Source organism: Sinorhizobium fredii, from assembly GCF_002944405.1.
Taxonomy (GTDB): domain Bacteria; phylum Pseudomonadota; class Alphaproteobacteria; order Rhizobiales; family Rhizobiaceae; genus Sinorhizobium; species Sinorhizobium fredii_C.
Map to the genome: position 1 here is coordinate 1,671,361 of NZ_CP024310.1, position 24,239 is coordinate 1,695,599.

22 protein-coding genes are annotated in these 24,239 nt (G+C 64.0%); 6 read left to right on the top strand and 16 right to left on the bottom strand.

The window, feature by feature from the left end; translation table 11 throughout:
* Positions 1–7: 7 nt before the first annotated feature.
* From NXT3_RS31415 to NXT3_RS31425, 3 genes are all read right to left on the bottom strand, one after another.
* Positions 8–3,538 (bottom strand): hybrid sensor histidine kinase/response regulator, encoded by a 3,531-nt coding sequence (locus tag NXT3_RS31415; protein ID WP_104841363.1) that lies wholly within the window; start codon positions 3,536–3,538, stop codon positions 8–10.
* 182 nt (positions 3,539–3,720) lie between these two features.
* Positions 3,721–5,229 carry a monocarboxylate uptake permease MctP gene (gene mctP / locus NXT3_RS31420; RefSeq protein ID WP_097539834.1) on the bottom strand — a complete coding sequence of 503 codons (1,509 nt, stop codon included), beginning with the start codon at positions 5,227–5,229 and terminating at the stop codon, positions 3,721–3,723.
* Entirely contained in the window at positions 5,219–5,395 is a 177-nt protein-coding gene (locus NXT3_RS31425; protein ID WP_037381825.1) for a DUF3311 domain-containing protein, read from the bottom strand. The genes mctP and NXT3_RS31425 overlap by 11 nt, the downstream gene beginning before the upstream one ends.
* Before the next feature lie 281 nt (positions 5,396–5,676).
* Here NXT3_RS31425 and NXT3_RS31430 point away from each other — a divergent pair, with 281 nt between their 5' ends.
* Complete coding sequence (locus tag NXT3_RS31430) at positions 5,677–6,117, top strand: PTH2-like family protein (protein WP_097526936.1); 441 nt, start codon at positions 5,677–5,679, stop codon at positions 6,115–6,117.
* A 120-nt stretch (positions 6,118–6,237) separates the two neighbouring features.
* Here the strand turns inward: NXT3_RS31430 and NXT3_RS31435 are convergent, their stop codons facing one another.
* Positions 6,238–7,050, bottom strand: a complete 813-nt coding sequence (locus NXT3_RS31435; protein WP_104841364.1) for a helix-turn-helix transcriptional regulator — start codon at positions 7,048–7,050, stop codon at positions 6,238–6,240.
* 340 nt (positions 7,051–7,390) lie between these two features.
* On the opposite strand from NXT3_RS31435, the gene NXT3_RS31445 reads away from it, so the two are divergent.
* Positions 7,391–7,747 (top strand): SPW repeat protein, encoded by a 357-nt coding sequence (locus NXT3_RS31445; RefSeq protein ID WP_037381884.1) that lies wholly within the window; start codon positions 7,391–7,393, stop codon positions 7,745–7,747.
* A 124-nt stretch (positions 7,748–7,871) separates the two neighbouring features.
* On the opposite strand, the gene NXT3_RS31450 is transcribed toward NXT3_RS31445, so the two are convergent.
* From NXT3_RS31450 to NXT3_RS31475, 6 genes are all read right to left on the bottom strand, one after another.
* A complete protein-coding gene (locus NXT3_RS31450) occupies positions 7,872–8,960 on the bottom strand; it encodes a Gfo/Idh/MocA family protein (protein WP_179864806.1) in 1,089 nt (362 codons plus the stop codon).
* A gap of 11 nt (positions 8,961–8,971) precedes the next feature.
* Complete coding sequence (locus NXT3_RS31455) at positions 8,972–9,757, bottom strand: ThuA domain-containing protein (protein ID WP_037421318.1); 786 nt, start codon at positions 9,755–9,757, stop codon at positions 8,972–8,974.
* Positions 9,758–9,902: 145 nt separating this feature from the next.
* Positions 9,903–10,928, bottom strand: coding sequence for an ABC transporter ATP-binding protein (locus tag NXT3_RS31460; RefSeq protein WP_097526940.1), 1,026 nt, complete (start codon positions 10,926–10,928; stop codon positions 9,903–9,905).
* Between the two features lie 67 nt (positions 10,929–10,995).
* Positions 10,996–11,826, bottom strand: a complete 831-nt coding sequence (locus NXT3_RS31465; protein ID WP_104841365.1) for a carbohydrate ABC transporter permease — start codon at positions 11,824–11,826, stop codon at positions 10,996–10,998.
* Positions 11,826–12,812: a carbohydrate ABC transporter permease gene (locus NXT3_RS31470; protein WP_104841366.1), complete on the bottom strand. Its 987-nt coding sequence runs from the start codon at positions 12,810–12,812 to the stop codon at positions 11,826–11,828. Before NXT3_RS31470 ends, NXT3_RS31465 begins: the two co-directional genes overlap by 1 nt.
* 239 nt (positions 12,813–13,051) lie before the next feature.
* Positions 13,052–14,314, bottom strand: coding sequence for an ABC transporter substrate-binding protein (locus NXT3_RS31475; RefSeq protein ID WP_037421329.1), 1,263 nt, complete (start codon positions 14,312–14,314; stop codon positions 13,052–13,054).
* A gap of 362 nt (positions 14,315–14,676) precedes the next feature.
* On the opposite strand from NXT3_RS31475, the gene NXT3_RS31480 reads away from it, so the two are divergent.
* From NXT3_RS31480 to NXT3_RS31490, 3 genes are all read left to right on the top strand, one after another.
* Positions 14,677–15,708: a substrate-binding domain-containing protein gene (locus NXT3_RS31480; protein WP_037421333.1), complete on the top strand. Its 1,032-nt coding sequence runs from the start codon at positions 14,677–14,679 to the stop codon at positions 15,706–15,708.
* Between the two features lie 26 nt (positions 15,709–15,734).
* Positions 15,735–16,946: a TIGR03862 family flavoprotein gene (locus tag NXT3_RS31485; protein WP_097526943.1), complete on the top strand. Its 1,212-nt coding sequence runs from the start codon at positions 15,735–15,737 to the stop codon at positions 16,944–16,946.
* Positions 16,947–17,387: 441 nt separating this feature from the next.
* Complete coding sequence (locus tag NXT3_RS31490) at positions 17,388–18,569, top strand: MFS transporter (protein ID WP_037421339.1); 1,182 nt, start codon at positions 17,388–17,390, stop codon at positions 18,567–18,569.
* Positions 18,570–18,642: 73 nt separating this feature from the next.
* Here NXT3_RS31490 and NXT3_RS31495 read toward each other — a convergent pair whose 3' ends face one another.
* Positions 18,643–18,852: a dodecin gene (locus NXT3_RS31495; RefSeq protein WP_097526944.1), complete on the bottom strand. Its 210-nt coding sequence runs from the start codon at positions 18,850–18,852 to the stop codon at positions 18,643–18,645.
* Positions 18,853–19,083: 231 nt separating this feature from the next.
* On the opposite strand from NXT3_RS31495, the gene pepT reads away from it, so the two are divergent.
* Complete coding sequence (gene pepT, locus NXT3_RS31500; protein ID WP_104841367.1) at positions 19,084–20,316, top strand: peptidase T; 1,233 nt, start codon at positions 19,084–19,086, stop codon at positions 20,314–20,316.
* 31 nt (positions 20,317–20,347) lie between these two features.
* Here pepT and NXT3_RS31505 read toward each other — a convergent pair whose 3' ends face one another.
* The 5 genes from NXT3_RS31505 to NXT3_RS31525 form a co-directional block, all read right to left on the bottom strand.
* Entirely contained in the window at positions 20,348–20,899 is a 552-nt protein-coding gene (locus NXT3_RS31505) for a hypothetical protein (RefSeq protein WP_104841368.1), read from the bottom strand.
* A gap of 129 nt (positions 20,900–21,028) precedes the next feature.
* Positions 21,029–21,676, bottom strand: coding sequence for a glutathione S-transferase family protein (locus NXT3_RS31510; RefSeq protein ID WP_037421346.1), 648 nt, complete (start codon positions 21,674–21,676; stop codon positions 21,029–21,031).
* A 266-nt stretch (positions 21,677–21,942) separates the two neighbouring features.
* The gene (locus NXT3_RS31515; RefSeq protein ID WP_104841453.1) at positions 21,943–22,563 is read right to left on the bottom strand and encodes a hypothetical protein; all 621 of its coding nucleotides are present in this window, start codon (positions 22,561–22,563) and stop codon (positions 21,943–21,945) included.
* Between the two features lie 167 nt (positions 22,564–22,730).
* Positions 22,731–23,807, bottom strand: a complete 1,077-nt coding sequence (locus tag NXT3_RS31520; protein WP_104841369.1) for an endonuclease/exonuclease/phosphatase family protein — start codon at positions 23,805–23,807, stop codon at positions 22,731–22,733.
* 207 nt (positions 23,808–24,014) lie between these two features.
* Entirely contained in the window at positions 24,015–24,233 is a 219-nt protein-coding gene (locus tag NXT3_RS31525) for an AbrB/MazE/SpoVT family DNA-binding domain-containing protein (protein WP_104841370.1), read from the bottom strand.
* Positions 24,234–24,239 lie beyond the last annotated feature (6 nt).

The following is a 24,239-nucleotide window of genomic DNA, read 5'->3' on the forward strand; positions in this document are numbered from 1 at the left end:
TGCGTTTCTAATGAGACGCGCCGCGCTGCAGCCCGGCGCCCTTTTCGAGGGCGACGGCATCCAGATATCGTCTCAAGGCCGCCGGCTTCACCGGCTTCGCCATGACTTCGCAGCCGAGCGCCTTCGCCTCGGCGCCGACCGCCTCGCCGCGGTCCGCGGTGATCACCAGGCCCCTGACCTCCCGGCCCCAGTGTTTGCGCAGCCGGCCGAGCACCTCGACGCCGGTCGTGCCGTCGAGATGATAATCGACGAGCGCCAGATCTGGCACTTGCCCGTTGCAATTGGCAAGCGCCGTCCTCTCGTCGCTGGCCACAATCGGCCTATGTCCCCAGCGCGATAGCAAGGCGGCGAGGCCATCCCGTATCGCCCCGTCATTGTCGACGCAGAGCACAGACAGCGCGCGCTGGCTCGCCGCCGAGGCCGCCGGAGTCTTTTCCGCAGCCGCGACCGCGGCACCTGCCGCCGCGCGGGGCACGGTGACGGCGAAGCAGGTTCCCTGGCCGGGCCGCGAGCGCATCTCCAGCGGAAGGTCGAGCAGCCGGCAGATGCGCTCGACGATCGCCAGGCCGAGGCCGCTCCCCTTCTCCCGCTCCTCGCCCGTATCGAGCCGGCGAAACTCCTCGAAAATCTCCTTCTGCCGCTCCGGCGCGATGCCGATGCCGGTGTCGCGGACCTCGATCCTCAGGCCATCCTTCCGCCGCCGGCATCCCAGCAGAACCTTTCCCTTGGGCGTGTAGCGGATGGCGTTCGAGAGCAGGTTCTGCAGCACGCGACGCAGGAGCTGCGGGTCGGTCCGGACCGAAAGCCTCGAGGCCACGACCTTCAGCGTCAATCCGCGCTGGCGCGCCATGGCGGAGAATTCCAGCTCGAGCTGTGCCAGGAGCGAGCCGATGGAAAAATCGACCGGCTGTGCCCGCACCGCACCGGAATCGTAGGACGAAATGTCGAGCAGCTCGTCGAGCAGACGCTCCGTCGAGGAAAGTGCCGCCGCCGCGTTCCTCGCAAGCGCCCGCTCCTCGGTCAGCAGGCCCTTTCCCGCTTCGTCGGGTTTCAGGCTTTCGTCGAGCGCCGCCAGATAGAGCCGCGCCGCGTTCAGCGGCTGCAGCAGATCGTGGCTTGCCGCGGCCAGAAAGCGCGTCTTGCCCATATTGGCCCGCTCGGCCTCGGCCTTGGCCTGCTCGAGCGCCTGGGTGCGCTCCTGGACGCGCCGCTCCAGCTCCTCGTTGGCGCGCCGCAGGCCGGCCGCGGCCCGGTGCCGCTCGGTCACGTCGGTATAGGTCGAGATATAGCCGCCCTCGGCCATCCGGTCATAAGCAATCTCCAGCACCATCCCGTCCGGCCGCTGGCGCTCGTAGACATAGGGCCAGGATTGCGTCGCGAGATCCCGGTTGACGAGCAGCGCCTTGAGGTCCTCGGCGTCGTATTCGCCGCGCTCGCGGTTGAAGTCGACGAGTTCGGCGAGCGGCAGGCCGACGCGGATCAGGTCCCTCGGCAGGTCGAGCAGGGTCAGGAAGCGGGCGTTCCACGCCTCGATGGCGAGGTTCGCGTCGAAAACACAGATCCCCTGCGGCACGCTTTCGAGCGCGCCTTGCAGGAGCTTCCGGTTGAAATGCAGCGCCTGCGACGCCTCGTCGAGCATCACCACGGCGGCCTTGCGTGACAGCGAGCGGCTTTCGAGCGCCGCGGCCATCACCACGCGAGCCGAGGCCGCACCGAGCGCCCCGGCGATCAGGTTCTCGGTGAAACGCATCGCCTCCATGTCGGCGAGCCCGTCCTGCCGCGAGCGGCGCTGTTCGACGAAGTCGTCGAAGGCGGATGCGCTGCGCTCGGCTCCGACGAAACGCGCCGCAAGCGTCTTCAGGTCGTCGAGCCGCGTGACGAGCGGCAGGGAGGCAAGCGGCGGCGACTGCGCCGGCACTCCCTCGGCAAAGGCCTCCGCCTGGAGCCGCTCGAGCGGCGAGCGATCCGCCAGCAGCGACACGGCTGCAAAGACGGCGAGATTGGCGCCGAGGCTCCAGAGCGTCGCATGCGAAATCGGATCCAGGCCGGCAACGCCGAAGAGCGCTTGCGGCTTCAGCCAGGCGAACCCGAACGGCCCGTTGGCGACGAGGGCGTCGACGGCGGGGACGAGCGGCGCGATCGAGGGAACGAGCAGCGTGTAGATCCAGAGGGCGAAGCCGACGACGATGCCGGCCACCGCTCCCGCTCCCTTGGCGCGCCGCCACAGCAGGCCGCCCAGGAGGGCCGGGCCGAACTGGGCGATCGCCACGAAGGAGAGCAGCCCGATGACAGTCAGCGGATAGGCCTGGTCCACCAGACGGTTCATCATGTAAGCGAGCAGCAGGATGCCTGCGACGGAGACCCGCCGCACCAGAAGCAACGCCGCAGGCGACGGCCAGATCGCGCCGCTGCGGCCGACGAGGCGCGAGCGCAGGAGAAGCGGGACGATGACGTCGTTGCAGAGCATCGTGCTCAGTGCCACCGAGGCGACGATCACCATGCCGGTCGCCGCCGAGAAGCCGCCGAGAAAGGCGACCAGCGCCATCACGGGCGCATCGGCGGCGAGCGGCAGCGAGATCACGAAGGTGTCGGGGTTCACCGTATCGGCGAAGGTCGCGAGCCCGGCAATGGCGATCGGCACCATCAGCACGCTGAAGACGAGGAGATAGGCGGGGTAGAGCCAGGCGGCGGCGCGCGCCTGCGACAGCGACTGGTTCTCGACCACCGCGACATGGAACATGTGCGGCAGGCAGAGGAAGGAGATCGCCGCGATGATGGTGTTCGAGATCCAGGTCGGATCGGAAAAGTCCGGCGCCAGCAGGGACGCCATGCGCGGATCAGCCTGCGTGCGGGCGGCGAGGTCGCCGAGACCGTCGAACATCCCGAAGACGATGAACAGCGCGACGACGACGAAGGCGGAAAGCTTGACCAGGCTCTCGAAGGCGATCGCCGCCATCAGCCCGCGGTGATGCTCGCTCGCATGGATGTGCCTGACGCCGAACATGATGGCGAAGAGCGCCATCGACGCGGCGACGGCAAAGGTGCTGTCGCCGCGGATCGGCCGGGCGCCGTCCGCAGCGACGGCCGGCGAGGTCAGGATGTCGAAGCTGGTGCCGACCGCCTTCAGCTGCAGCGCGATATAGGGCAGGACGGCAAGCAGCGCCGCCATGGTGACGAGCGCGGCAAGCATCTGGCTCTTGCCGTAGCGCGCGGCGATGAAGTCGGCGATCGAGGTGATGTTCTGGCTTTTGGCGACCGTGACGATCCTGGCGATAAGCCGCTGCCCAAAGACGAGCACCAGGGTCGGGCCGATATAGATCGCCAGGTAGTCGAAGCCGCTCAAGGCCCGGCCGACCGAGCCGTAGAAGCTCCAGGAAGTATTGTAGACGGCAAGCGTCAGTGCGTAGCCGAGCGCCGCCATCCACGCGGTGGGCACCGGCAAACGGCGGCCTGCACCTTGCCGATCCGTCCACCAGGCGATCAGGAACAGGATGACGACATAGGCTGTGGAAACGGAGAGGACGACCCAACCGGGCATGGCACCTCGCTGCCCAACTGCAGCAATTTCAAAGTGCTATAGCGACCTTGCAAATCTCGTCGGACGCGGCGCCGTAGCAGCGGCATTTCCAGGAGGCCGCCATCGGTTCATTGCCATATCGGCCGGCGAATGGCAACGCGCGCGGCGCGGAGGGCCGGCCTGAGGCGGCCGGCCCTCTGAACTTAGCTGCGCGATTCCGCCTCGGCGACAGTCAGGTCATCGTCGGCGATCTCTTTGGCCGGCGCCACGAGGTTGACGACCACCGCCACGGTGACGTTGAGCGCCAGCGCCAGCAGGCCGGTATAGACCGAGACGGTGATGCCGTCGAAGGCGAGCGCGTGCAGCGGTTTCAGTCCGTCCGACCAGACGAGAGCCGAGCCGCCGATGAAGCCGGCCGCCCAGCCGGCGAGCAGCGCCGGTGCCCGGAACCAGCGGGTATAGAGACCGAAGACGAGGGCCGGCAGCGTCTGCAGGATCCACAGGCCGCCGAGCAGCTGCAGGTCGAGCGCGAACTGGGTCGGCAGCATGAGGATGGCGAGTAGCGCCCCCACCTTGACCAGCATCGAGGTGATCTTGGCGACCTGCGCCTCGCCGGCGGGGGTGACCTCAGGGTTGATCCAGACCTTCCAGAAGTTGCGGGTGAAGAGGTTCGCGGCGCCGATGCTCATGACCGCCGCCGGAACGAGCGCGCCGATGGCGATCGCCGAGAAGGCGAAGCCCGCGAACCAGCCCGGGAACAGCGTCTTGAACAGCGTCGGGACGACGTCGTTGTTGCTTTCGAGCTGCAGGCCGGCGGCGTGGCCCATGTAGCCGAGCAAAGCCAGAAGACCGAGCAGCAGCGTATAGGCGGGCAAAAGCACCGCATTCTTGCGGATCGTGTTGGCGCCGGACGAGGCGAAAATGCCGGTCAGCGTATGCGGATACATGAAGGCGGCGAGCGCCGAGCCGAGAGCGAGCGTCACATAGGGGACAAGCTGCGCCGGATCGAGCAGGATGCCGCCCTTGCCCTTCGCCTCGAAGGCAGCGTCGGCCGCCGAGAAGACGGCGCTGTAGCCGCCGAGCTTGGAGGGGACGACGATGATCGCCGCGAGCACCACGATATAGATCATGATGTCCTTTACGAAGGCGATCAGGGCCGGCGCGCGAAGGCCGGACGAATAGGTGTAGAGGGCCAGCACCAGGAAGGCGAGGATAATCGGCATTTCGCCGGTCAAGCCCAGTGCCTTGATCGCCACTTCCATGCCGATAAGTTGCAGGGCGATGTAAGGCATCGTCGCGATCACGCCGGTGGAGGCGACCGCAAGCTCCAAAGCACGCGAGCCGTAGGTGCCGCGCACCACGTCCCCGGCGGTCACATAGCCGCGCTCCTTTGCCGCCTTCCACAAGAGCGGCATGATGGCGAAGACCAGCGGATAGACGATGATCGTGTAAGGCAGCGCGAAGAAGCCGTAGGCGCCGATCGCATAGACCAGCGCCGGCACGGCGATGACCGTATAGGCCGTGTAGAAATCGCCGCCGACCAGAAACCAGGTGATCCAGGTACCGAACTTGCGGCCGCCGAGGCCCCATTCGTCCAGATGATCGAGCGATTCCGCCCGGCGCCAGCGCGATGCGAAAAAGCCCATCGCAGTGACGAGCACGAAGAAGAAGATGAAGACGGCGAGCGCCGACATGTCGATATTAGCCGTCATGACGCACGCTCCTGTAGACGAAATATGTGATGAGCGAGGTCAGCGGTACCCAGGCGAGCTGGTACCAGTAGAAGAAGGGGAAGCCGAAGAGCTTCGGCTCCTCGAAATTATAGAAGGGAACCCAGAGCAGCCCAATATAGGGCGCCAGCAGCAACAGGCGTATCACGTTTTCCTCCCGCGATGTCTGGACTTGAACGGGATGACGAAAATATGCGCGGCTCTCCGCCCGCCTCCCGCTCTTGACTGATCGATGGCACGTGATCCTCGGCACGTGTGCTCATCGAATAGCCCCAAAAGCCGCGCCGCGGCCTCCCTACTTTCGCTCCGGCGTCCCCCTACTTTCGCTCATTCCCTGACCGCAGAGCGGAGCCAGGGCAATTTCTTTCAATAACGCCGGCCGGCCGGTGCTTACCTTCCGGGCGTCTGAACCCACGCTTGAGGAAACCCGTGACACGCTGCGCATTCGTCATCGACCACGGCTTGCCGCGAGGCCTGATCGCCAACACCGCCGCCGTGCTAGCCATGACTCTCGGCAAGGAGCGCCCGGATCTGGTCGGCCATCCAGTTCACGACGCGGACGGCAATCGTCATCAAGGCATCACCACTATCGTCATGCCCATGCTGATGTCGGATGCCGCCGGGCTGATGGAACTGAAGCTGCGGGCTGCGGCGCGGGAAGCATCCGGGCTCAGCGTGATCGGCGTCACCGAGTCGGCGCAGCGCGCCAAGAGCTACGAGGCCTACGAGCTCGGTATCGGCGAGACGCGGCATGACGATCTGCGCTATCTCGGCCTTTGTCTCCATGGCCCCGCCAAGCTGGTCCGCTCGCTGACCGGCGACCTGCCGCTGATGAAAGAGGCACCCATGTCGCTGGCACTCTTTCGATGAGTTCCTTCACCTTTGCCGCATCGCACCTTGGAGGAACGGTCAACATCGACGGCCTCACCACCGGCCTGCGCCGCAGCTTCCGTGCCAGCATGAGTCACGCGGCCGCCGCAACGGTCGATTTCACGGGGCAGGCCTTGCAAATTGGCGCGGCGTCGCCGCCACATGCCGCTTGAACACCCGCTGGAAATGGGCCTGATCGGCAAAACCGGCCGAGAGCGCCACATCAACGATCGGCCGGCCGCGACGCAGCTCGCTTTGCCCGAACTGGATGCGGCGGTTCAGCTGGTAGGCGTGCGGCGTCAAGCCGTAGCGCGCCCGGAAGGCCCGCACCAGATAGGAGGGCGACAACCCCGAGACGTCGGCGATCTCATGGAGCCGCAGGCGGCGCGTGCAATACTCGGTGATGAAATCCGCGGCCCGGTTGAGGCTGGGCGCGGCCGGCGCAGCCGGCGCCTCGATCCTTTCGAGGCGACCGTCGAGTTCGCCGAAGAAGGCGGCCGCCGCGCATTCCTTGGCAAGCGACTCGATTTTCGTGTCGAACAGCATGTCGAACAATCGCTCGAGGCGGCGATAGAGATTGGGATCTGCGCTCACCACGGCGGCATAGGGTCTGAAGTCGGCCGCGTCTTGCATCTCATGCAACCACGCCAGATCCACGTAGAGCATGCGGTAGCTCCAGGGGACGTTTTGAAGCGGATTGCAGGCATGCGCCTCTTCCGGGTTCATCAGCACGACTGAACCGGCCGACACGTCGTGCCGGTGGCGGCCGTTGCGGTAGCTGCTGCGGCCGCCGGTGACCGTGCCGATCGAAAAGGTCGGGTGGCTGTGAAGCCCGTAGCAGACGTCGCGCCCGTCGGCGACCTGGCGCCCCTCAAGAAAGGGGAGCGCCGGATCGCGCCAGAAGGAGTGGGCGTCGACGGGGCGGTGAGCCATGCGGGCCTCGCAAAAACTGTTTCGGTCGCCACTGTCATAGGACGGTTTGCCGACCGAAACAAATGCCGCTGGAACGATGAATCGCAGGCCAGGACCGGCAGTGCCGGGACCGAAAGCAACCTCGGCGCGGCCGCCTTACGGCGCTCCGCGCAGATCATGCGCAACGGGAATAATCTGCAAAAACCGCTAATTGCAGGATTTCTTGAATTCGGTACGATTTCAGGATAAAATTACGCCAGCAATTCAAGGCGTTACGGCAACCGTGCAAACGGCCTGCGCTGGGACGTGTGTTGCACGAGAGTGGTGACGCTTTGATCAAGCTTCATACGTGGAGGTTGTCATGCCCAACACTCTCATGGCAGGAAGAAGAAGCCAGGATTGGGCCAATCTGGTCCTGGCAGTCTGCCTGTTCCTCTCTCCCTGGGTCATCGGCTTCGCCTCGGATACGACGGCGACCTGGAACGCCTGGATCGCCGCGATCGTGCTCGGCGCCCTGGCGGTCGCGACCCTTTCGGCCTTCGCCGAGTGGGAGGAATGGGCCAATATGGTGATCGGCCTGTGGTTGATCGTTTCTCCCTGGTTGCTCGGCTTCATGGCGAATGTGAACGCGATGTGGACTCACGTCATCCTCGGCGTGCTCGTCGCGGCAATCGCCGCCTGGGCGGTCTGGGATTATCGTCACCATTCGCACGCCTGAAACGCGACGGCTTCGGTTCAAACCGAAGCCGTCATCGTTTCAATGGAGCGGCGTTCCTGTGAACGCCGATCGCGATGCCTGTCTCCCGCCTTTGGAATGACCTGAAGGCGGGAGCAGTTTTGTGTCACCCGCCGACGGCGAGCCGCCCGTCCTGGACCCATTGCATCTCGGCGACGCCGAGTTCCCGCCGTTCGCGCTCGGTTTCGATCGCCAGATCAAGCACCTTCTGCAGGTCGGCGGCATGGCGGAAGCCGGGCTCGGCCATCTGCCCCGTCCGAACCGCGGCGACGAAACGCTCATAATTGGTCGGCACCGTCCCCGCATCGACCTCGCGCCAGATGGCCTTTTCGACGTCGGCACCGAGGCACGCCCGCAGGCTCGAGCCGTCCGGCGTGTGGATCACCTCCAGCGCACCTCTGTCGCCATGCAGCCTCAGCCGCAGCTCGTTCAAGTGTCCGGTCGCCCAGCGGCTCGCATGGATGACGCCCATGGCGCCGCTGTCGAACTCCACCGTCATCGCGAAACTGTCATTGGCATCGAGGTCATATTCGCCGATGCGGTTGCCGGGTGCCTTGTCGAAGGCCTTCAGTCGGGCGAACACCCGCTCGACCGAAATCCCGGCGCCGTAGCCGGCGAAATCCAGAATGTGGATGCCGACGTCGCCGAGCACGCCGTTCGAGCCGTGCTTGGTCGAGAGCCGCCACAGCCATTTCGATTCGCTTGCCCAGTCGCCCCACGCCTTCGAGACCAGCCAACTCTGCAGGTAGGAGGCTTCCAGATGCCTGACCTCGCCGATCGCGCCGGAAAGCACCAGTTCGCGCGCCTTCTGCAGCGGCGCCACATTGCGGTAGGTGAGGTTGACCATAGCGACGAGACCGGAGCGTTCCGCCGCCGCGGCCATTTCCGCGGCCTTCTCGTAATTCTCCGCCAGCGGTTTCTCGCAAAGCACGTGCTTGCCGGCGGCAATCAGCGCCAGCGTTGTCGGATGGTGCGCCTTATCTGGCGTGACATTCGTCGCGGCGTCGAACTCACCCCTAGCGATCGCCTCCTCCAGCGATGTGAAGGTGTGCTCGATGCCGTGTTGCTCGGCAAAGGCCTTGGCGCGGTTCGGGTCGACATCGACGGCGCCGACCATCTCGACGCCGTCTATCTTGGCGAAGGCGTTTGCATGGCTGTTCGCCATGCCGCCGGTTCCAACGATCAAGAGACGCATAGGCCCCCTCCTCATCTGTAACCGGCTTCGCCGGCGCGGTGCAACTTCGGGCCGCGCTCGACGATTGGCTCCAGCGCCTTTTCCACCGGCACGTTCGGCGCCTCGTGGATCGCCTTGTAGGTGCCTTGCGGGTTGTAGGCCCATTTCACCGAATTGCGCAACACGTGCTGAACCGTCTCATCATGATAGGTCGGGTAGGTCTCGTGACCTGGGCGGAAATAGAAGATACTGCCGGCGCCGCGCCGCCAGGTCAGCCCCGAGCGGAACACCTCGCCGCCGGCGAACCAGGAGATGAACACCGTCTCCAGCGGCTCTGGCACGGAGAACTGCTCGCCATACATCTCCTCGTGCTCGATGACGAAATTGTCGCCGAGGCCTTCGGCAATCGGATGGCGCGGGTTGACCACCCAAACGCGCTCGCGCTCGCCCGCTTCGCGCCATTTCAGCGCGCAGGGCGTGCCCATCAGCCGCTTGAAGACCTTCGAGAAATGACCGGAATGCAGCACGATCAGCCCCATCCCCTCCCAGACCCGCTTGGCGACCCGCTCGACGATCCTGTCGTCGACGGCGCCGTGATCCTTGTGGCCCCACCACAGAAGCACGTCGGCCGATGCCAGCCGCTCTTCGCTCAGCCCGTGCTCCGGCTCCTGCAGCGTCGCCGTCGTCGCCTTGATCGCCGGATCGCTGTTGAGCGCCTTAGCGATCGTGTTGTGCATGCCGTCCGGATAGATTTCCCTGACGACGGCATTCGTCTGCTCATGGATGTTCTCACCCCATACGATGGCGTTGATAGACAAGGTCGTTCTCCTGCTGGTTGGGGCATCCGCCGCGGGTGCCCGCTGTCCGTGAATTGAATCAGTCGACCGAGGTCGGGCTGGGATTTCGCCCTACCGGGTCTAACGTCTGGCTTTTGGAAATGATCCGAAATCGATGCGATCTAAATCAGGCGGCACCTCGCATGATCTGCCGGCCGATCGACCGCCCCGCCGCATCGAAGCGGTGGATCTGTCCGGCCTGCGGCGAGATCGGCAGCGTCTCCCCGGGCTGATGCCGGGACGTGCCGTTCTCGCGGACGATCACCGGTTCGCCGGTGCCGATGTCGAGATAGATATAGCTGTCCGATCCGAGCATTTCGGAGTGGACGACGGTTCCTGTCCATTGCCCGTCCTCGGCGATCTCAAGGTGCTCGGCCCGAATGCCGATCGTCGCAGCCTGGTAGAGCTCGGCAAAGGCGCCCGAGAGGAAGTTCATCTTCGGCGAGCCGATGAAGCCGGCGACAAACACCGAGTTCGGGTTTTCATAAAGCTCGAGCGGCGTGCCGATCTGCTCGACGCGCCCGTCGCGCATCACGCAGATGCGATCGGCGAGCGTCATCGCCTCGACCTGGTCGTGGGTGACATAGATCATCGTCGTCTTGTGCATGCTGCGATGTAGCTTGGCGATCTCGATGCGGGTCGCAACCCGCAGCGCCGCATCGAGATTGGAAAGCGGCTCGTCGAATAGGAAGACCTTCGGATCGCGCACGATCGCCCGACCGATGGCGACGCGCTGCCGCTGGCCGCCCGAGAGCTGACGCGGCAGGCGCTGAAGATAGGGAGTGAGCTGCAGCATCTCCGCCGCCGCCTCGACCCGCTTGCGGCACTGCTCCTTGTCCTTGCCGGCAAGTTGCATACCGAAGGCCATGTTCTCGAAGACCGTCATGTGCGGATAGAGCGCATAGGACTGGAACACCATGGCGATGCCGCGTTTCGACGGGACGAGATGATTGACCACCTTCCCGTCGAAGGCGAGTGTGCCGGAGGTGATCTCCTCCAGACCGGCGATCAATCTTAGCAGAGTCGATTTCCCGCAGCCGGAAGGGCCGACGAAAACCATGAACTCCCCTGCCCTTATGTCCATGCTGACGCCCTTGATCACCTCATAGGCGCCGAAGGCCTTGCGAATGTCGCGCAATTGCAGCTCTGCCATCTCTCTTAACTCCCTAAATCACGCGGGATGCGGGCGGAAAACCGCGCACACTTTTCCTCATCCCGCGCTAGCCTTTGACGCCACCGGCCGTCAGGCCGGAAATGATCCGCCGCTGGAAGATCAGCACCAGCACCACGAGCGGTACCGTGACGATCACCGATGCGGCCATGATGTTGCCCCAGGGGATTTCGAAGTTGCTGCTGCCCGAAAGCAGCGCGATCGCTACCGGCACGGTGCGCTGCACGTCCGACGAAGTAAACGTCAGGGCGAACAGGAATTCGTTCCAGGCGGCGATGAAGGCGAGCAGGCCGGTGGTGACCAAGGCCGGCCACATTAGCGGCATGAACACCCGCGTGATGATCACCCAGGGCGAAGCGCCGTCGACGATCGCCGCCTCCTCGATCTCCACCGGCAGGTCGCGCATGAAGGTGGTCAGCACCCAGACGGTGAAGGGCAGGGTGAAGATCATGTAGGAAAAGATCAGCGCCAGCGGCGTGTTGAAGATGCCGATGCCACGGATGAGCTCGAAGAGACCGGCAAGAACGGCGATCTGCGGGAACATCGACACCGACAGAATGGTCAAGAGCAGCAGCGACCGGCCCCGGAAGCGCACCCGGCCGAGCGCGTAAGCGGCGGTGACCGCGAACAGCAGCGAGATGGCGACGACCAGCGTTGCCACCAGCAGCGAATTCCCGAGATTGCGGATGAAACTGCCGCTCGAGACGACGCTGGTGTAATTCGCCAGCGACAGTTCGCTCGGCCAGTAATCGGCGCGGAACAGGGCGGTGCCGGATTTGAGGCTGGTCAGGATCGCGTAATAGAACGGAAAGACCGCAATCACGATGATCGTGGCGACGAGCAGGTAGAAAGCGGTGCGCTTTGCAAGCGTGGCGGCCATCAGCGCTCCCCTCCATCGAAATTGACGCGCCCGAACCACATGTAGAGGACGGTGATCGAGGCGATGATCAAAAACAGCATCGTCGAGGCGGCCGCCCCATAGGCGAACTTGTCGAAATCGAACAGGTTCTCGCGGGCGAGTACCGACATCGTCTTCGTCTGCGCATTGTTGGGCGTCAGCACGTAGATCAGGTCGAAGATGCGCAGCGCGTCGAGCATGCGGAAGATCACCGCCACCATCAGCGCCGGCCGGATAAGCGGCAATGTTACCCGCCAGAATACCTTGAGCGGATGCACCCCGTCGATCCTCGCCGCCTCGTAGATGTCGACCGGCACCATCTGCAGTCCGGCGAGGATCAAGAGGGCCATGAACGGCGTCGTCTTCCAGACGTCGACGATGAGCACCGCCACCATCGCCGTATCTGGACTTGCGGTCCAGGCGATCTTCTGGCTGATCAGGCCGAGCCCGAGCAATATCTCGTTCAGGATGCCGAACTGGTCGTTGAGCATCCAGGCCCACATCTTGGCCGAGACGATCGTCGGGATCGCCCAGGGAATGAGGATCGCCGCGCGAACGAGGCCGCGGCCGGGGAAATGGGCGTTCAGCACCAGCGCCACGACGAGCCCCAGCGCCGTCTCGATGCTGACCGAGACGACGGTGAATTTCAGCGTGTTCCAGACCGCGTTCCACCAGGCCGGATCGGCGAGCAGGCCCTTGTAGATTGTGCGGCCGCTCTTCAGCGTGATCCAGGAAAGATAGTTCTGCAGGCCGACGAACTCGGCGCCGGAAAGGTTGGTCAGCGACGCATTGGTGAAGCTGAAATAGATGGTCCTGACGAGCGGCCAGCCGGCGACCAGCGCCAAGACCAGGAGCGTCGGCGCCAGGAACACCCAGGCGGAGCGGACCCGCTGGGCCTTCAGGTCCGAATTGATATGTCTCGCATGCGCAAGCGCGGCCGGCGGGTCCGCGACAGTGAGATCGGTCATGGATTGGCTCCCCTTTGCCGTTCGGCTTTCGCCAGAGCATTTTGCAGTCAGGTGAAGTCACCCGACCTCGCACAAACGCGGCAAAAACAGACAGATAGAGCGGCGGCGCGATTTTAGGTGAGCGCATCTCGCTCCAGGTTCTAAGGGGATGGCGGCCGGAGTGGCCGCCATCCCCGGCGACGGCTGCAAGGCGGGGAGAGAGGTACAGAGTTTTACAGTGCCTCCCCGCCCGGGGAGGTTTACCAGCTGTCGCCTTTGAGCTCGGTCAGCTCTACCTCCAAGAGTTCGAGATTTTCGGCGGCAGTTCCGTCGCCGGAGAGCGTGTTGTGAACGGCGCTCCAGAGCTTCGAGGACACCTCGTTATACTTGACCTTGGTCACTGCGGAGGGACGCGGCACGGCGCTCTGGAAGATCGGCTTCCAGTTCGGCATGAAGGGCTGGGCGGCGGCGATTTCCGGATCGTCGTAAAGGGCGGCGATCGTCGGCAGCTGTGACAGCTGGAGCGCCCGCGCCTTCTGCACTTCCTTGGACGAGAGGAACTTGACGAGCTCGATCGCAGCTTGCTGCTCGTCGGAATATTTCGACACCGCGAGGTTCCAGCCGCCAAGCGTCGAGGAGGGCTTTTCGCCATCGGTCGCGGTCGGCAGCGGCATGACGTCGAACTTGCCCTTGACGGCACTGTCATCACCGTTGCCGAGCGCATAGGCATAGGGCCAGTTGCGCATGAAGACGGCATTGCCGGTCTGCCAGACGCCGCGCGACTCTTCCTCCTGATAGGCAAGCACGCCCTCAGGCGAGATCGTGCCGATCCATGCCTTGGCGCGCTCGATGGCCGCGGCCGCCTTCTCGTTGTTGACGGAAATCGTCCCGTCGGGCTCGACGATCTGGCCGCCGCCGGAGGACTTGATCCATTCGAGCGCATTGCAAGTCAGCCCCTCATAGGCGTTGCCCTGGAATACGAAGCCCCAGACGTCCGCCTTTCCGGCGGCACGCTCCTTCTCCTGGATCTCCTTGGCGGTCGACGCCAATTCGTCCCAGGTCTTCGGCGGCGCCTTGCCGTATTGCTCCAGCAGATCCTTGCGGTAGTAGAGCGCCGGCGCGTCGGTGAAAATCGGCAGCGCCACCAGCTTGCCGTTGACGGTCTGCGACTGGATGATCGACGGGAAATGTTCACCGGCGACGTCTTTCGCAGCCTTGGTCAGATCGACGAATTGATCGGCGAGCTGCGGCGCCCAGATGACGTCCGTCTGATAGACGTCGACATCCTTGTTCCCGGCGGCCAGCCACAGCCGGTACTGGCTGAACTGCTCGCTGCTCGATGGCGGCATGGTGACGAGACTGACCTTGTGGCCGGTCTTCTTCTCGAAGGCGTCGAGCTGCTCGCGCATGAAATTCACGTTCTTGCCGGTGGTGTTGGCAGCGAGCGAGAGCTCGGCGGCGGCGGCAAGATCAGCGGCGCCGAGAGCGGCGCAGAAAGTCAAGGTCCTCAGAAGCAGTGTCATGGTCGATGGCTCCTCCAAATCCCCCACCGCTCGAAAGCTCCTCAGAAAATTCGAAAACGGTTTGGCTGGAAAAAACTGTCAGAAGGCCCGATTGTTGTCAATACGCCGCTGCACATTCCGGCATTCGCCAGATGCGAAGGAACTTAACGCCGTTGTTTCAGCGCCTTACGCCGTTTACAACTCCTCTTTGAAAATTCTGCCCCGAAAATTTATCGGTCGTGCAACACGCAAAATTTTAAAACGATTTGGCTAAATGTCACGCCATCGGGTGGGCAAGTACGAGGAGCGCCGATCGGTTGTCCCTGGTGTAAAAGGCGTATATTCCTCATCGAGGCAAAGGGGTTAAGGAATAGATAGGCCGCATGAAGCTCAAGGAGTTCGCCCGCCAACTGGGGCTTTCCCCGACGACGGTCAGCCGCGCGCTCAGCGGCTATCCGGAGGTCAGCGAGAAGACCCGTAAACGCGTCGCGGAAGAGGCCGTGCGGCTCGGCTATCGCCCAAATATCAACGCTGTGCGCCTGGTTACTGGACGCGCCGGGGCGATCGGCGTCGTCATGGGCCGCACAGGGGAATTTCAGTTTGCCGAATTCATGAGCGGTATGGCCGAGAGGCTCGACGGAGAGGACATCGACATTCTCGTCAGCCCGACGGCGGACCGGGGTTTGACCGACGAGATTCCGCTCTTCAGCCGGCTCGTCACCAGCGGCCGGGTTGATGCGGTGATCGTCCATTCGCCGGAGCCGAACGACGAGCGCATCGCCTTTCTTCGTGAGCTCGGCTTTCCTTTCCTGGTGCACGGCCGCTCCGAGACTGACGTGCCGCACGCGTGGCTCGACATCGACAACGAAGGTGCGATCCGGCGGGCGACATCGCATCTCATCGATCTCGGTCACCGGCGCATCGCGATGATCAATGGCCGTGCCGGCCGAACCTTTTCCCTGCACCGCGACAAGGGCTATCGCGACGCCCTCGAGGAGCGGGGCCTTCCCTTCGATCCGCGCCTCGTCGCCCACGGCCATTTCACCGACGAACTCGGCTTCCGCTTCGCCCGGTCCTTTCTCGAGCAATCGCCGCGGCCGACGGCATTCGTCGCCGGCTCGATGATGACGGCACTTGGGATCTACCGCGCCGTGCGTTCCCGCGGGCTGGTCGTCGGACGGGACATATCGGTGATCGCCCATGACGACGTCTTTCCCTATCTGACGGCCGACAACATGGTGCCGTCGCTGTCGGCGACCCGCTCCTCGATCCGCGCGGCTGGGGCACGAGCGGCGGACCTCGTGCTGCAACTCCTCGGCGGGCGGACGGCGGAAGAGATCCATGAGCTCTGGCCCGTCGAACTCATCCTGCGCGAGTCGACCGCTCCGCCGCCGCAGACCGAACCACGCTCCTGACTGCAGCTCGAATGAACGGAGTATTGATGGAAGGGAGAGAAATCGCGATCATCGGCGGTGGGCCGGCCGGCCTGATGGCCGCCGAGGTGCTATCCACGGCCGATTATGCGGTGACGATCTACGAGGCGATGCCGACCGCCGCCCGCAAGTTCCTGCTCGCCGGCAAGTCCGGCCTCAACATCACTCATGGCGAAGACTATCGCCGTTTCGCCACCCGCTTCGGCGCCGCCTCCGATCGCCTGCGCCCGGCCCTCGACGCCTTCACTCCGGACGACGTGCGGGCCTGGGCGGAAGGCCTCGGCACCGAGACCTTCGTCGGCTCCTCCGGCCGCGTCTTTCCGAAGGCGATGAAGGCCTCGCCGCTCTTGCGCGCCTGGCTGCGCCGGCTGGAGGGCCAGGGGGTCACGCTGCTGACCCGCCATCGCTGGCTGGGCTTTGCCGAAGACGGCTATCTCTTCGAGGCGCCGGAAGGGCGCAAGATCGTCCGCTGCGATGCCGCCCTGCTGGCGCTCGGCGGCGCAAGCTGGCCACGGCTCGGCTCGGATGCCGCCTGGGTGCCGTGGCTCAGCGAAAGAGGCGTGGACGTCCGCACCTTCCGCCCCGCCAATTGCGGCTTCGACGTCGCCTGGAGCGCGGCCTTCCGCGAGCGCTTTGCCGGCGAACCGCTGAAATCCGTCGTCGCCTCGTCCGAGGCCGGCGCCCTTCAGGGCGAATTCGTGGTCAGCCGCCACGGCATCGAAGGCAGCCTCGTCTATGCCCATGCCGCAAGCCTGCGCGACCGGCTCGAACGAGATGGTAAGAGTTTACTTACGCTGGATCTGGCGCCGGGCCGGACCGCGGAGCGCCTGACGCGCGACCTCGCTCGGCAGGACGGCAAGGCAAGCTTTTCCAATCGCCTCAGAAAGGCCGCCGGACTCGAAGGTGTCAAGGCGGCGCTCCTGCGCGAACTCATGCCGGAGGCGCCCAAGGCCGACCCGACGTGGCTTGCGGCCGCGATCAAGGCTGTACCCATCCCGCTCCTGCGGCCGCGGCCGATCGCCGAGGCAATTTCCTCGGCGGGCGGCATCGGCCTCGATCAGATCCACGACCACTACATGCTGAAGGCGCTTCCCGGCCTCTTCGCCGCCGGCGAGATGCTCGACTGGGAGGCCCCGACCGGCGGCTATCTGCTGACCGCCTGCCTTGCGACCGGACGCGCCGCAGCCCGCGGCATCGAGAGGTGGCTGGCAGGCGGTTAGTGCATCGGAGGCACCCCCCTCTGCCCTGCCGGGCATCTCCCCCACAAGGGGGGAGATTGGCTGGAAGCGCCGCTCTGCCCCACGCCAGCCTGTCCATGCCGAAAGGCACATCCATGTATTGGATATTTGATGGGGCGGGACATTGCCACTCGCCGATCTCCACCCTTGTGGGGGAGATGCCCAGCAGGGCAGAGGGGGGTATCAAGCGCTCCCGACTGACACCGTTTCCCATCCGATCGAAATCCGCTCCAAGCCCGGCCGGCCCATGATCCGCAAGCCCATCTGACCTTCATTCGTGAATCTCATTCACAGGCATTTCGACCCGCCAGCGCCTTATCGAAGCGGCGCGCCGCCCGCATATTGCACTGCGAAAGACTCATCGCGTCAACGCCCCTCGAGCCTCCCTTCCCTTTCCGAACGGGAGGCGGAAACGGATTTGCCATGCCTTTAGCCATCTTCGCCCTGACGATCGCGGCCTACGCAATCGGCACCACAGAATTCGTCATTGTCGGCCTGCTGCCAACGGTCGCGGCCGACCTCGGCATCACCCTGCCGCTCGCCGGCCTGATCGTCAGCGTCTATGCGCTCGGCGTCACCTTCGGCGCACCGGTCCTCACGGCCCTCACCGGCCGGATCGGGCGCAAGCCGCTGCTTCTCGGCCTGATGGCGCTGTTCATCGCCGGCAACACGGCCGCGGCGCTATCGCCAAACTATGAAATGCTGCTTGCCGCGCGCGTGCTCTCGGCCTTCGCCCACGGCGTCTTCTTCTCCGTCGGCTCGACGATCGCCGCCGATCTCGTGCCGGAAAACCGCCGCGCCTCGGCGATCGCCATGATGTTCATGGGGCTCACCGTGGCGATCGTCACCGGCGTGCCGATCGGCACCCATATCGGCCAGATCTTCGGCTGGCGCACCACCTTCTGGGCGGTCGCGGCGCTCGGCGTTATCGCTTTTATCGGCATCGCAGCGCTGTTGCCGAAGAGGCTCTCCAAGGCCACCCCGGCAAGGCTTGCCGACCAGCTCCGCGTGCTTTCTTCCGGCCGCCTGCTGATCGTCTTCGCCATGACCGCACTCGGCTATGGCGGCACCTTCGTCGCTTTCACCTATCTGGCGCCGATCCTTGAACAGATCACCGGCTTTTCTGCCGAAAGCGTCAGCCTGATCCTAGTGCTCTACGGCATAGCCATTGCCGTCGGCAATCTCGCCGGCGGGCGGATCGCCAATGCCAATCCGGTGAAGGCGCTTGCTGGCCTGTTTCTCCTCCAGGCGCTGGTGCTCTTCACCTTCTCCTTCACGGCGGCTTCGCCAGTGCCGACGCTCGCCACGCTGGCTGCCCTCGGCTTCCTCTCCTTCGCCAATGTCCCGGGGCTGCAGCTCTATGTCGTCCAGCTCGCCAAGGAGCACCGCCCCCGCGCCGTCGACGTCGCCTCGGCACTCAACATCGCCGCCTTCAACCTCGGCATCGCCCTCGGCGCCTGGCTCGGCGGGCGGGTGGTCGATTCCGCCCTTGGGCTCGGCGCAACGCCCTGGGTCGGTGCCGTCCTCGTCTCCTTCGCCTTGCTGCTGACGCTCTGGAGCGGGGCACTGGATCGGCGTTCTACCGCCGCCCTGCAGGGCGCCTGAGCCTTAGCGTCAGAACACCGGTGGGCCGAACGAAACGGCCGGCCCACCGGCAAACTTCCCTCTCCCGCGCCGTTCAGTCGTCGATCCGGAAGCCTACCTTCATCACCACCTGATAATGGGCCACCTCGCCATTGACGATCTGCCCGCGGACCTGGTCCACCTCGAACCAGTCGAGATTCCGCATGGTTTTCGAAGCCCGCGCAATCGCCGTTTCGATGGCTTCGTCGATCGAGTTCGGGGAACTTCCGATCAGTTCGACTTTCTTGTAGACGTGCCCGCTCACCGTATCCTCCTCAAGGGGTTTTCCGATTTGGCATCTTGGCATGGTCGTGCGGAGCGGCATGCGTCGCCGCTACCTTGACGATCATGCCCCCGTTATGTCCTGGCCGCCAGCAAAAGCTCGGAACTTCCGGTCGACCGGCCGGCAAAGCGCATCGACAAGGCGAAAATCAATTCACCCCGGCAGCCGCAAAGGCTATAGCGGTTGCCATTCGATGCCTCCCTGGAGCTCGCCATGGCCGACACTGTCACCGACCGTTTCCTGCGCTACGTCGTCATCGATACCCAGTCGGACCCGAAGTCGCCGACGCAGCCCTCCACCGAAAAACAGAAGAACCTCGGCCGCCTGCTGGTCGAGGAGCTGCTGGCGATCGGGCTTGCCGACGCCCATCTCGACGAGCACGGCTACGTCTACGCGACCATCCCCTCCAATATGGACAAGCCGGTGCCGGTGATCTGCTTTTGCTCGCATATGGATACGGCGCCGGATTTCACCGGCACGAACGTCAAGCCGCAGATCGTCCGCAACTATGGCGGCGGCGATATCCGGCTTCCCGGCGATCCGCAGCAGGTGATCCGCGCCAGAGACAATCCCGCACTTGCCGACCAGATCGGCAACGACATCATCACCACCGACGGCACGACGCTGCTCGGCGCTGACGACAAGGCCGGCCTCGCCGAGATCGTCACGGCCGCCCAGCAGCTCATCGACAATCCGAACATCCGCCACGGAACGATCAAGCTCCTGTTCACGACCGACGAGGAGATCGGCCGCGGCGTCGACAAGGTCAACCTTGAAAAACTCGGTGCCGAGTTCGCCTATACTGTCGACGGCGAGACCGCCGGCCATATCGAGGACGAAACCTTTTCGGCCGACAGCGTCGACATCACCATCCACGGCGTCGCCATCCATCCGGGATTCGCCAAGGGCAAGATGGAAAACGCCATTAAGATCGCGTCGGCTATCGTCGCGGGGCTGCCGAAGGACGTGGCGCCGGAAACGACGGCCGGCCGCGAGGGCTTCGTCCATCCGACCGGGCTCACCGGTTCGATGGAAAGGGCAACCTTGAGCTTCATCGTCCGGGACTTCGAAGAGGCCGGCCTCGCCGCCAAGGAAGCGATGCTCGATCAGCTGGTCCGGCGCGTCCTCGAGGATTATCCCGGCTCCGGCTACAGATTCGAGGTCAAGGAGCAGTATCGCAACATGAAGGCGATCCTCGATCGCCACCCAGAGATCGTCGAGAATGCGCTGGAAGCGATCCGCCGCGCCGGCATGACCCCGGTGCGCGGCAGCATCCGCGGCGGCACCGACGGGTCGCGCCTGTCCTTCATGGGCTTGCCTTCCGCCAACCTCTTCGCCGGCGGCCACGCCTTCCACTCGCCGCTCGAATGGGTGAGCCGCCAGGACATGGAACGGGCGGTGAAGACGATCGTCGAACTGGCGAAGGTCTGGGCAGAGCGGAGCTAGCGCATATTGACGTCAGGTGGAATTGGCGCGCTCAGTTCACAACAGGCGCGGCCGGCTTGCCCCAGCTGGAAATGGGCTGGCCGGCCTTGGTCGTCACCCGCATGTCGTAGAGCGCGAGCGAGGCCTGCAGCTGCCGCATGTCGTTGCAGCGGTTGACGATGCCGCCGATATATTGGACGCAGTCGCTGGCGCTGCCCTGAACCGGACCTGTCGCCCAGTCCTTGACGATGCCGTCGGTGCCGACCAGGAAGTAGGAAAGCCGATTGTTCTGCGAAACCGTGGAGCTGCCAACCAGGCCGGCGAAATTCGTGCCCGTCTGGGTCTCGGCGCCGGGCGCCATATGCCGGTAGATCGTCATGCCGTCCGCAAGCCGCGTTTCACCGATCAGGGGCCCGAAGGTCGCATCCGAGCCGGAAAGCTGCGCCATCGGCGATTGGCCGAGATTGACGACTTCCGCATAAGGCTTGCCCAGTGCAAAGCTGGTGAACGACCGGTTGGCGGCGTTCTCCGCCTTTTCCGCCACCTGAGAACACCCCGCCAAAGCGATGGCGAAACCAATCGAAAGAACTGCCGTGAAGCGCATGCAGACCCCTTGCCGGCAGCCGTACGCTTCCGAAGCCCAAGGCTTGCCGATAGCAGTGCGTCCCGCCGTCTGTCCCTCTAACCCGCCCTCTTCCTAGCAGATTCTCGGGCATTGCGAAGCGGGCCTTTGTTAGCCGGCCCATGCGGTGAAAACCGCCAACTGAGCGGCGAAAGCCCGCTTGTATGCGGGCCGCGCTTCGCCTCGGGCGACATAGGCGGAGAGGTTCGGATATTCCTCAAGTAATTCCGATCCCTTCAACCTGAGCAGCACCGACACCATCAAGAGGTCACCGGCGCTGAACGCGCCGTCGAGCCAGTCGGCATTGCTAAGGTGCCTGGAAAGGTCGCCGAGCCGCTTCCGGATGCTTCCCTCGAGGGCACGCAGGCGCTCTTCGTACCAGGGCTCATCGCGCTCGAGGATCTTGGCGAGGGCACGGTCGAAGATCGGCGGCTCCACCGTGTTGAGCGCGGCAAACATCCAGGTGATCGCGCGCGCCCGGGCGTTCGCATCGTCCGGCAGCAGGCCGGCATGGCCCTCGGCGATATGGAACACGATCGCCCCTGACTCGAACAGGACGAGATCGCCTTCCTCATAGGTCGGAATTTGTCCGAAAGGCTGAAGTGCCCGATGCGCGGGTTCCTTCATCGCCTTAAACGAAAGCAGACGAACCTCGTAAGGCTCACCCACTTCTTCAAGCGCCCAGCGAACGCGCATGTCGCGCGCCAGACCCTGGCCGCGATCGGGCGAGCGTTCAAAGGCGGTAATGGTGATAGCCATTGTTGTTCTCCATAGCTTGTCCGTATTGAAGACGACCGGCCAAACGAGAATCCGACATTGCATGCTCGACATAGTCCTAAATTAGGTCGGCATGCGCCGCTTGTGGGCGTGAGTTTGCGCTCATCAAGTCGGTTTACTCAAAGCGACGTGCCAACGCTCGACCAAAATGCCTTTTTAAAGATGGGAACGCGCCAAGCGTGGAAGTTTGCGGCTGACCGGTGAATTTCGGCCTTCGGCCCAATGCGGACATCACGTGCAACGAGGCGCTATGTTGCTTTTGTCTCCAACGAAGAAACGAAGCGATCAAATACGTTGATGTCGTAGCGGAGTTCACTGGCCAAAGTAGCGTCGGCCGGCAGCCCATCGTCTGGCAACCTCCAAAGCACTCGGCCTCCCAAAGCCTTTTCCAGAAGTTCGTACCAGCGGATGAGGAATGGCTGTAAGCGAAAGTGCAGTTCGAAGCGATCCCGCACGCGAGAGGTGTCTCCCTGACATTGTTGTTTAGCTGTCAGGTAGTCGATGACCTTGACGAAATATGCATCGGCGAATCCCAGCCGTTCCTCCTGCAGCGCGGTTCTAGTTGTCTGAAGTTGAAGTTCCCACTGGCGTTTCGGGAGTGCGTCGATTTGGCAAAGGCACCAGGAATAGTGCAGCTTCAAAGGGTCAGTGTCGCATATAGCACGACCCTTCTCCCGTTCTATCTGGAGCGCATCGCCCCATCTTCTGGCATTCAAGTCGGTCCAGTATTGAGCGGTTGCTATGCCAGTAAGGGGTTGAGCTTTTCGATCAGCCGGGAACGTCTCGGGGATCAGGTATGATCGGCCGTGAGATCTGCACCAGGTAGTCTTACCAGCCGCACTGATGCCTTCCACAACAACAATCATCATGTACCTCCAGGGCGCCGCCCCAACCATATCGTCTTCAACCGCAACGCCGCGATGTCCGGTGTTGGGCGCAAACCAGGCCTCACCGAGGCCCCCCAAACTTCCGCTTTCCATTTCAGACGGTCGGCCGATGCCCTTCCAGACTCCTGCCACAGCCAGATCGCAGCGGCCTACCCCCCGCCGCCTGTCGGCTGCCCCTCCACGATATCGCTGGCTTCGGCTCTGATGGGCTTGTACTTGAAGGCGGCAACGATCACGCCGTGGTCGTTGGTGCCGCTCTCCGCGTGGTCGTCGAAGTTGAGGTGGTCATTGTTGACGGTCATGCCGTCGAACATCCATAGGCGCCGTCGGCTGTTGTCATAGAATTCCTCGCTGACGAGAATGTGGTCGAGCGACTCCATGATGTCCTGGTGGATGTGGGTGTAGTAAACGTCCCGCGTGCTGCGGTATTCCTGTAGCGTCTGCGCCGTATAGAGGCTGATGTCGCCGCCGCCGGTCGAATCGCCGACGAGATAGCGCGGTTGCGCAGTCAGGATATTGGCGGTGTTGCTGTGCTGGCCGTCATTGATGTCGCCGAGGACAATGACCGGTGTGCGGTTGCCCTTCATCTGTTCGGTCAGCATGAAGCGCAATGCCGCCGCTTCGGCTGTGCGGCGCACGGTGGAGATCGCGGCGCCGAGGCTCGCCGCATGTTTGCCGTAGGTCTCTTCCTCGGCCCTGAACCAGCCCTCCCGAAAGACCTGGGTGGGCGCCTTCGACTTGAAGTGACAGACATAGACATGCACGGGCTCGTGGTCCTCGCGCGGCCGGACCCTGAAATGCAGCACTGGCCTCGAGAAGCTCGGGATGTCGACGCGGATGGCGGGCGTCTGAGGATCGTTGCCGGAACTGCGCAGCACGAACTTGTCGGGAAACTCGACAATCCATTCGGGGTCGCCGACCAGCAGGCCCTTGCGGACGATCGCCGCGCAGACGATGCCGGAGCCGTTGGCGTCCTGTGGAGCCAACAGGTCGTAGTCCTGGTCAAGTCCGGACGCGGCAAGCGCGCGCCACAGCGAATTCGCGTGCCAAAGCTCCTGGAAGCCGAAGATGTCGGGGTGGAGCAGCCGGATGGTGCGCTGGGTCCAGTCGATTTTGCGGCCGTATTCCTCTTCCGACCAGCCGTCCGCGTTCGTGTAGATCGGCAGGCCGGGCTCATTCAGGTTGTAGAGATTGAAGGTGCCTATGGCTAGCCGCTTGAGCTTCATTGTTCACCCCGGTCGCTATCGCAATCATGCCGAGTATAGCAGGAATCTTGCGACGCGGAGATGACGTGGATCATCGCGTGCGATGACGCCCAAGATGCCGGTCCTCGATGCTCCGATCGGCGAACTTGCGGGAACAACTTGGCCGCGGGCGTGGGGGTCCCGCCTCGCGGAAAAGAGACGTCGAGGGCATGTTGGTACCCACCGGCGTCATGGTTCGCCGCGCGTCAACGCCATGATGGCATCCGTGCTGAGTCCCTCGCCGGCATGTCCGCGCAGCCGGTGAAAGCAGCTCTTGGGCCGCTTCTTGTCGGCCGGGACGGGCACCACGCTGCCGGCCGTGCCCGGGCCGATTCCCACCGGGTTGCGGACCTGTTTTGGAATCGTGACTTGTCCCTTGGCAGTGACGGTCACTGCCGTTCTTCTCATCGGCGC

What these genes read in the sequence shown, in the direction of transcription:
- NXT3_RS31415 (WP_104841363.1), bottom strand. Translation starts at nt 3,538, where the DNA reads ATGCCCGGTTGGGTCGTCCTCTCCGTTTCCACAGCCTATGTCGTCATC.
- mctP (WP_097539834.1), bottom strand. Translation starts at nt 5,229, where the DNA reads ATGACGGCTAATATCGACATGTCGGCGCTCGCCGTCTTCATCTTCTTC.
- NXT3_RS31435 (WP_104841364.1), bottom strand. Translation starts at nt 7,050, where the DNA reads ATGGCTCACCGCCCCGTCGACGCCCACTCCTTCTGGCGCGATCCGGCG.
- NXT3_RS31445 (WP_037381884.1), top strand. Translation starts at nt 7,391, where the DNA reads ATGCCCAACACTCTCATGGCAGGAAGAAGAAGCCAGGATTGGGCCAAT.
- NXT3_RS31450 (WP_179864806.1), bottom strand. Translation starts at nt 8,960, where the DNA reads ATGCGTCTCTTGATCGTTGGAACCGGCGGCATGGCGAACAGCCATGCA.
- NXT3_RS31460 (WP_097526940.1), bottom strand. Translation starts at nt 10,928, where the DNA reads ATGGCAGAGCTGCAATTGCGCGACATTCGCAAGGCCTTCGGCGCCTAT.
- NXT3_RS31465 (WP_104841365.1), bottom strand. Translation starts at nt 11,826, where the DNA reads ATGGCCGCCACGCTTGCAAAGCGCACCGCTTTCTACCTGCTCGTCGCC.
- NXT3_RS31470 (WP_104841366.1), bottom strand. Translation starts at nt 12,812, where the DNA reads ATGACCGATCTCACTGTCGCGGACCCGCCGGCCGCGCTTGCGCATGCG.
- NXT3_RS31475 (WP_037421329.1), bottom strand. Translation starts at nt 14,314, where the DNA reads ATGACACTGCTTCTGAGGACCTTGACTTTCTGCGCCGCTCTCGGCGCC.
- NXT3_RS31480 (WP_037421333.1), top strand. Translation starts at nt 14,677, where the DNA reads ATGAAGCTCAAGGAGTTCGCCCGCCAACTGGGGCTTTCCCCGACGACG.
- NXT3_RS31485 (WP_097526943.1), top strand. Translation starts at nt 15,735, where the DNA reads ATGGAAGGGAGAGAAATCGCGATCATCGGCGGTGGGCCGGCCGGCCTG.
- NXT3_RS31490 (WP_037421339.1), top strand. Translation starts at nt 17,388, where the DNA reads ATGCCTTTAGCCATCTTCGCCCTGACGATCGCGGCCTACGCAATCGGC.
- pepT (WP_104841367.1), top strand. Translation starts at nt 19,084, where the DNA reads ATGGCCGACACTGTCACCGACCGTTTCCTGCGCTACGTCGTCATCGAT.
- NXT3_RS31505 (WP_104841368.1), bottom strand. Translation starts at nt 20,899, where the DNA reads ATGCGCTTCACGGCAGTTCTTTCGATTGGTTTCGCCATCGCTTTGGCG.
- NXT3_RS31510 (WP_037421346.1), bottom strand. Translation starts at nt 21,676, where the DNA reads ATGGCTATCACCATTACCGCCTTTGAACGCTCGCCCGATCGCGGCCAG.
- NXT3_RS31515 (WP_104841453.1), bottom strand. Translation starts at nt 22,563, where the DNA reads ATGATGATTGTTGTTGTGGAAGGCATCAGTGCGGCTGGTAAGACTACC.
- NXT3_RS31520 (WP_104841369.1), bottom strand. Translation starts at nt 23,807, where the DNA reads ATGAAGCTCAAGCGGCTAGCCATAGGCACCTTCAATCTCTACAACCTG.
- NXT3_RS31525 (WP_104841370.1), bottom strand. Translation starts at nt 24,233, where the DNA reads ATGAGAAGAACGGCAGTGACCGTCACTGCCAAGGGACAAGTCACGATT.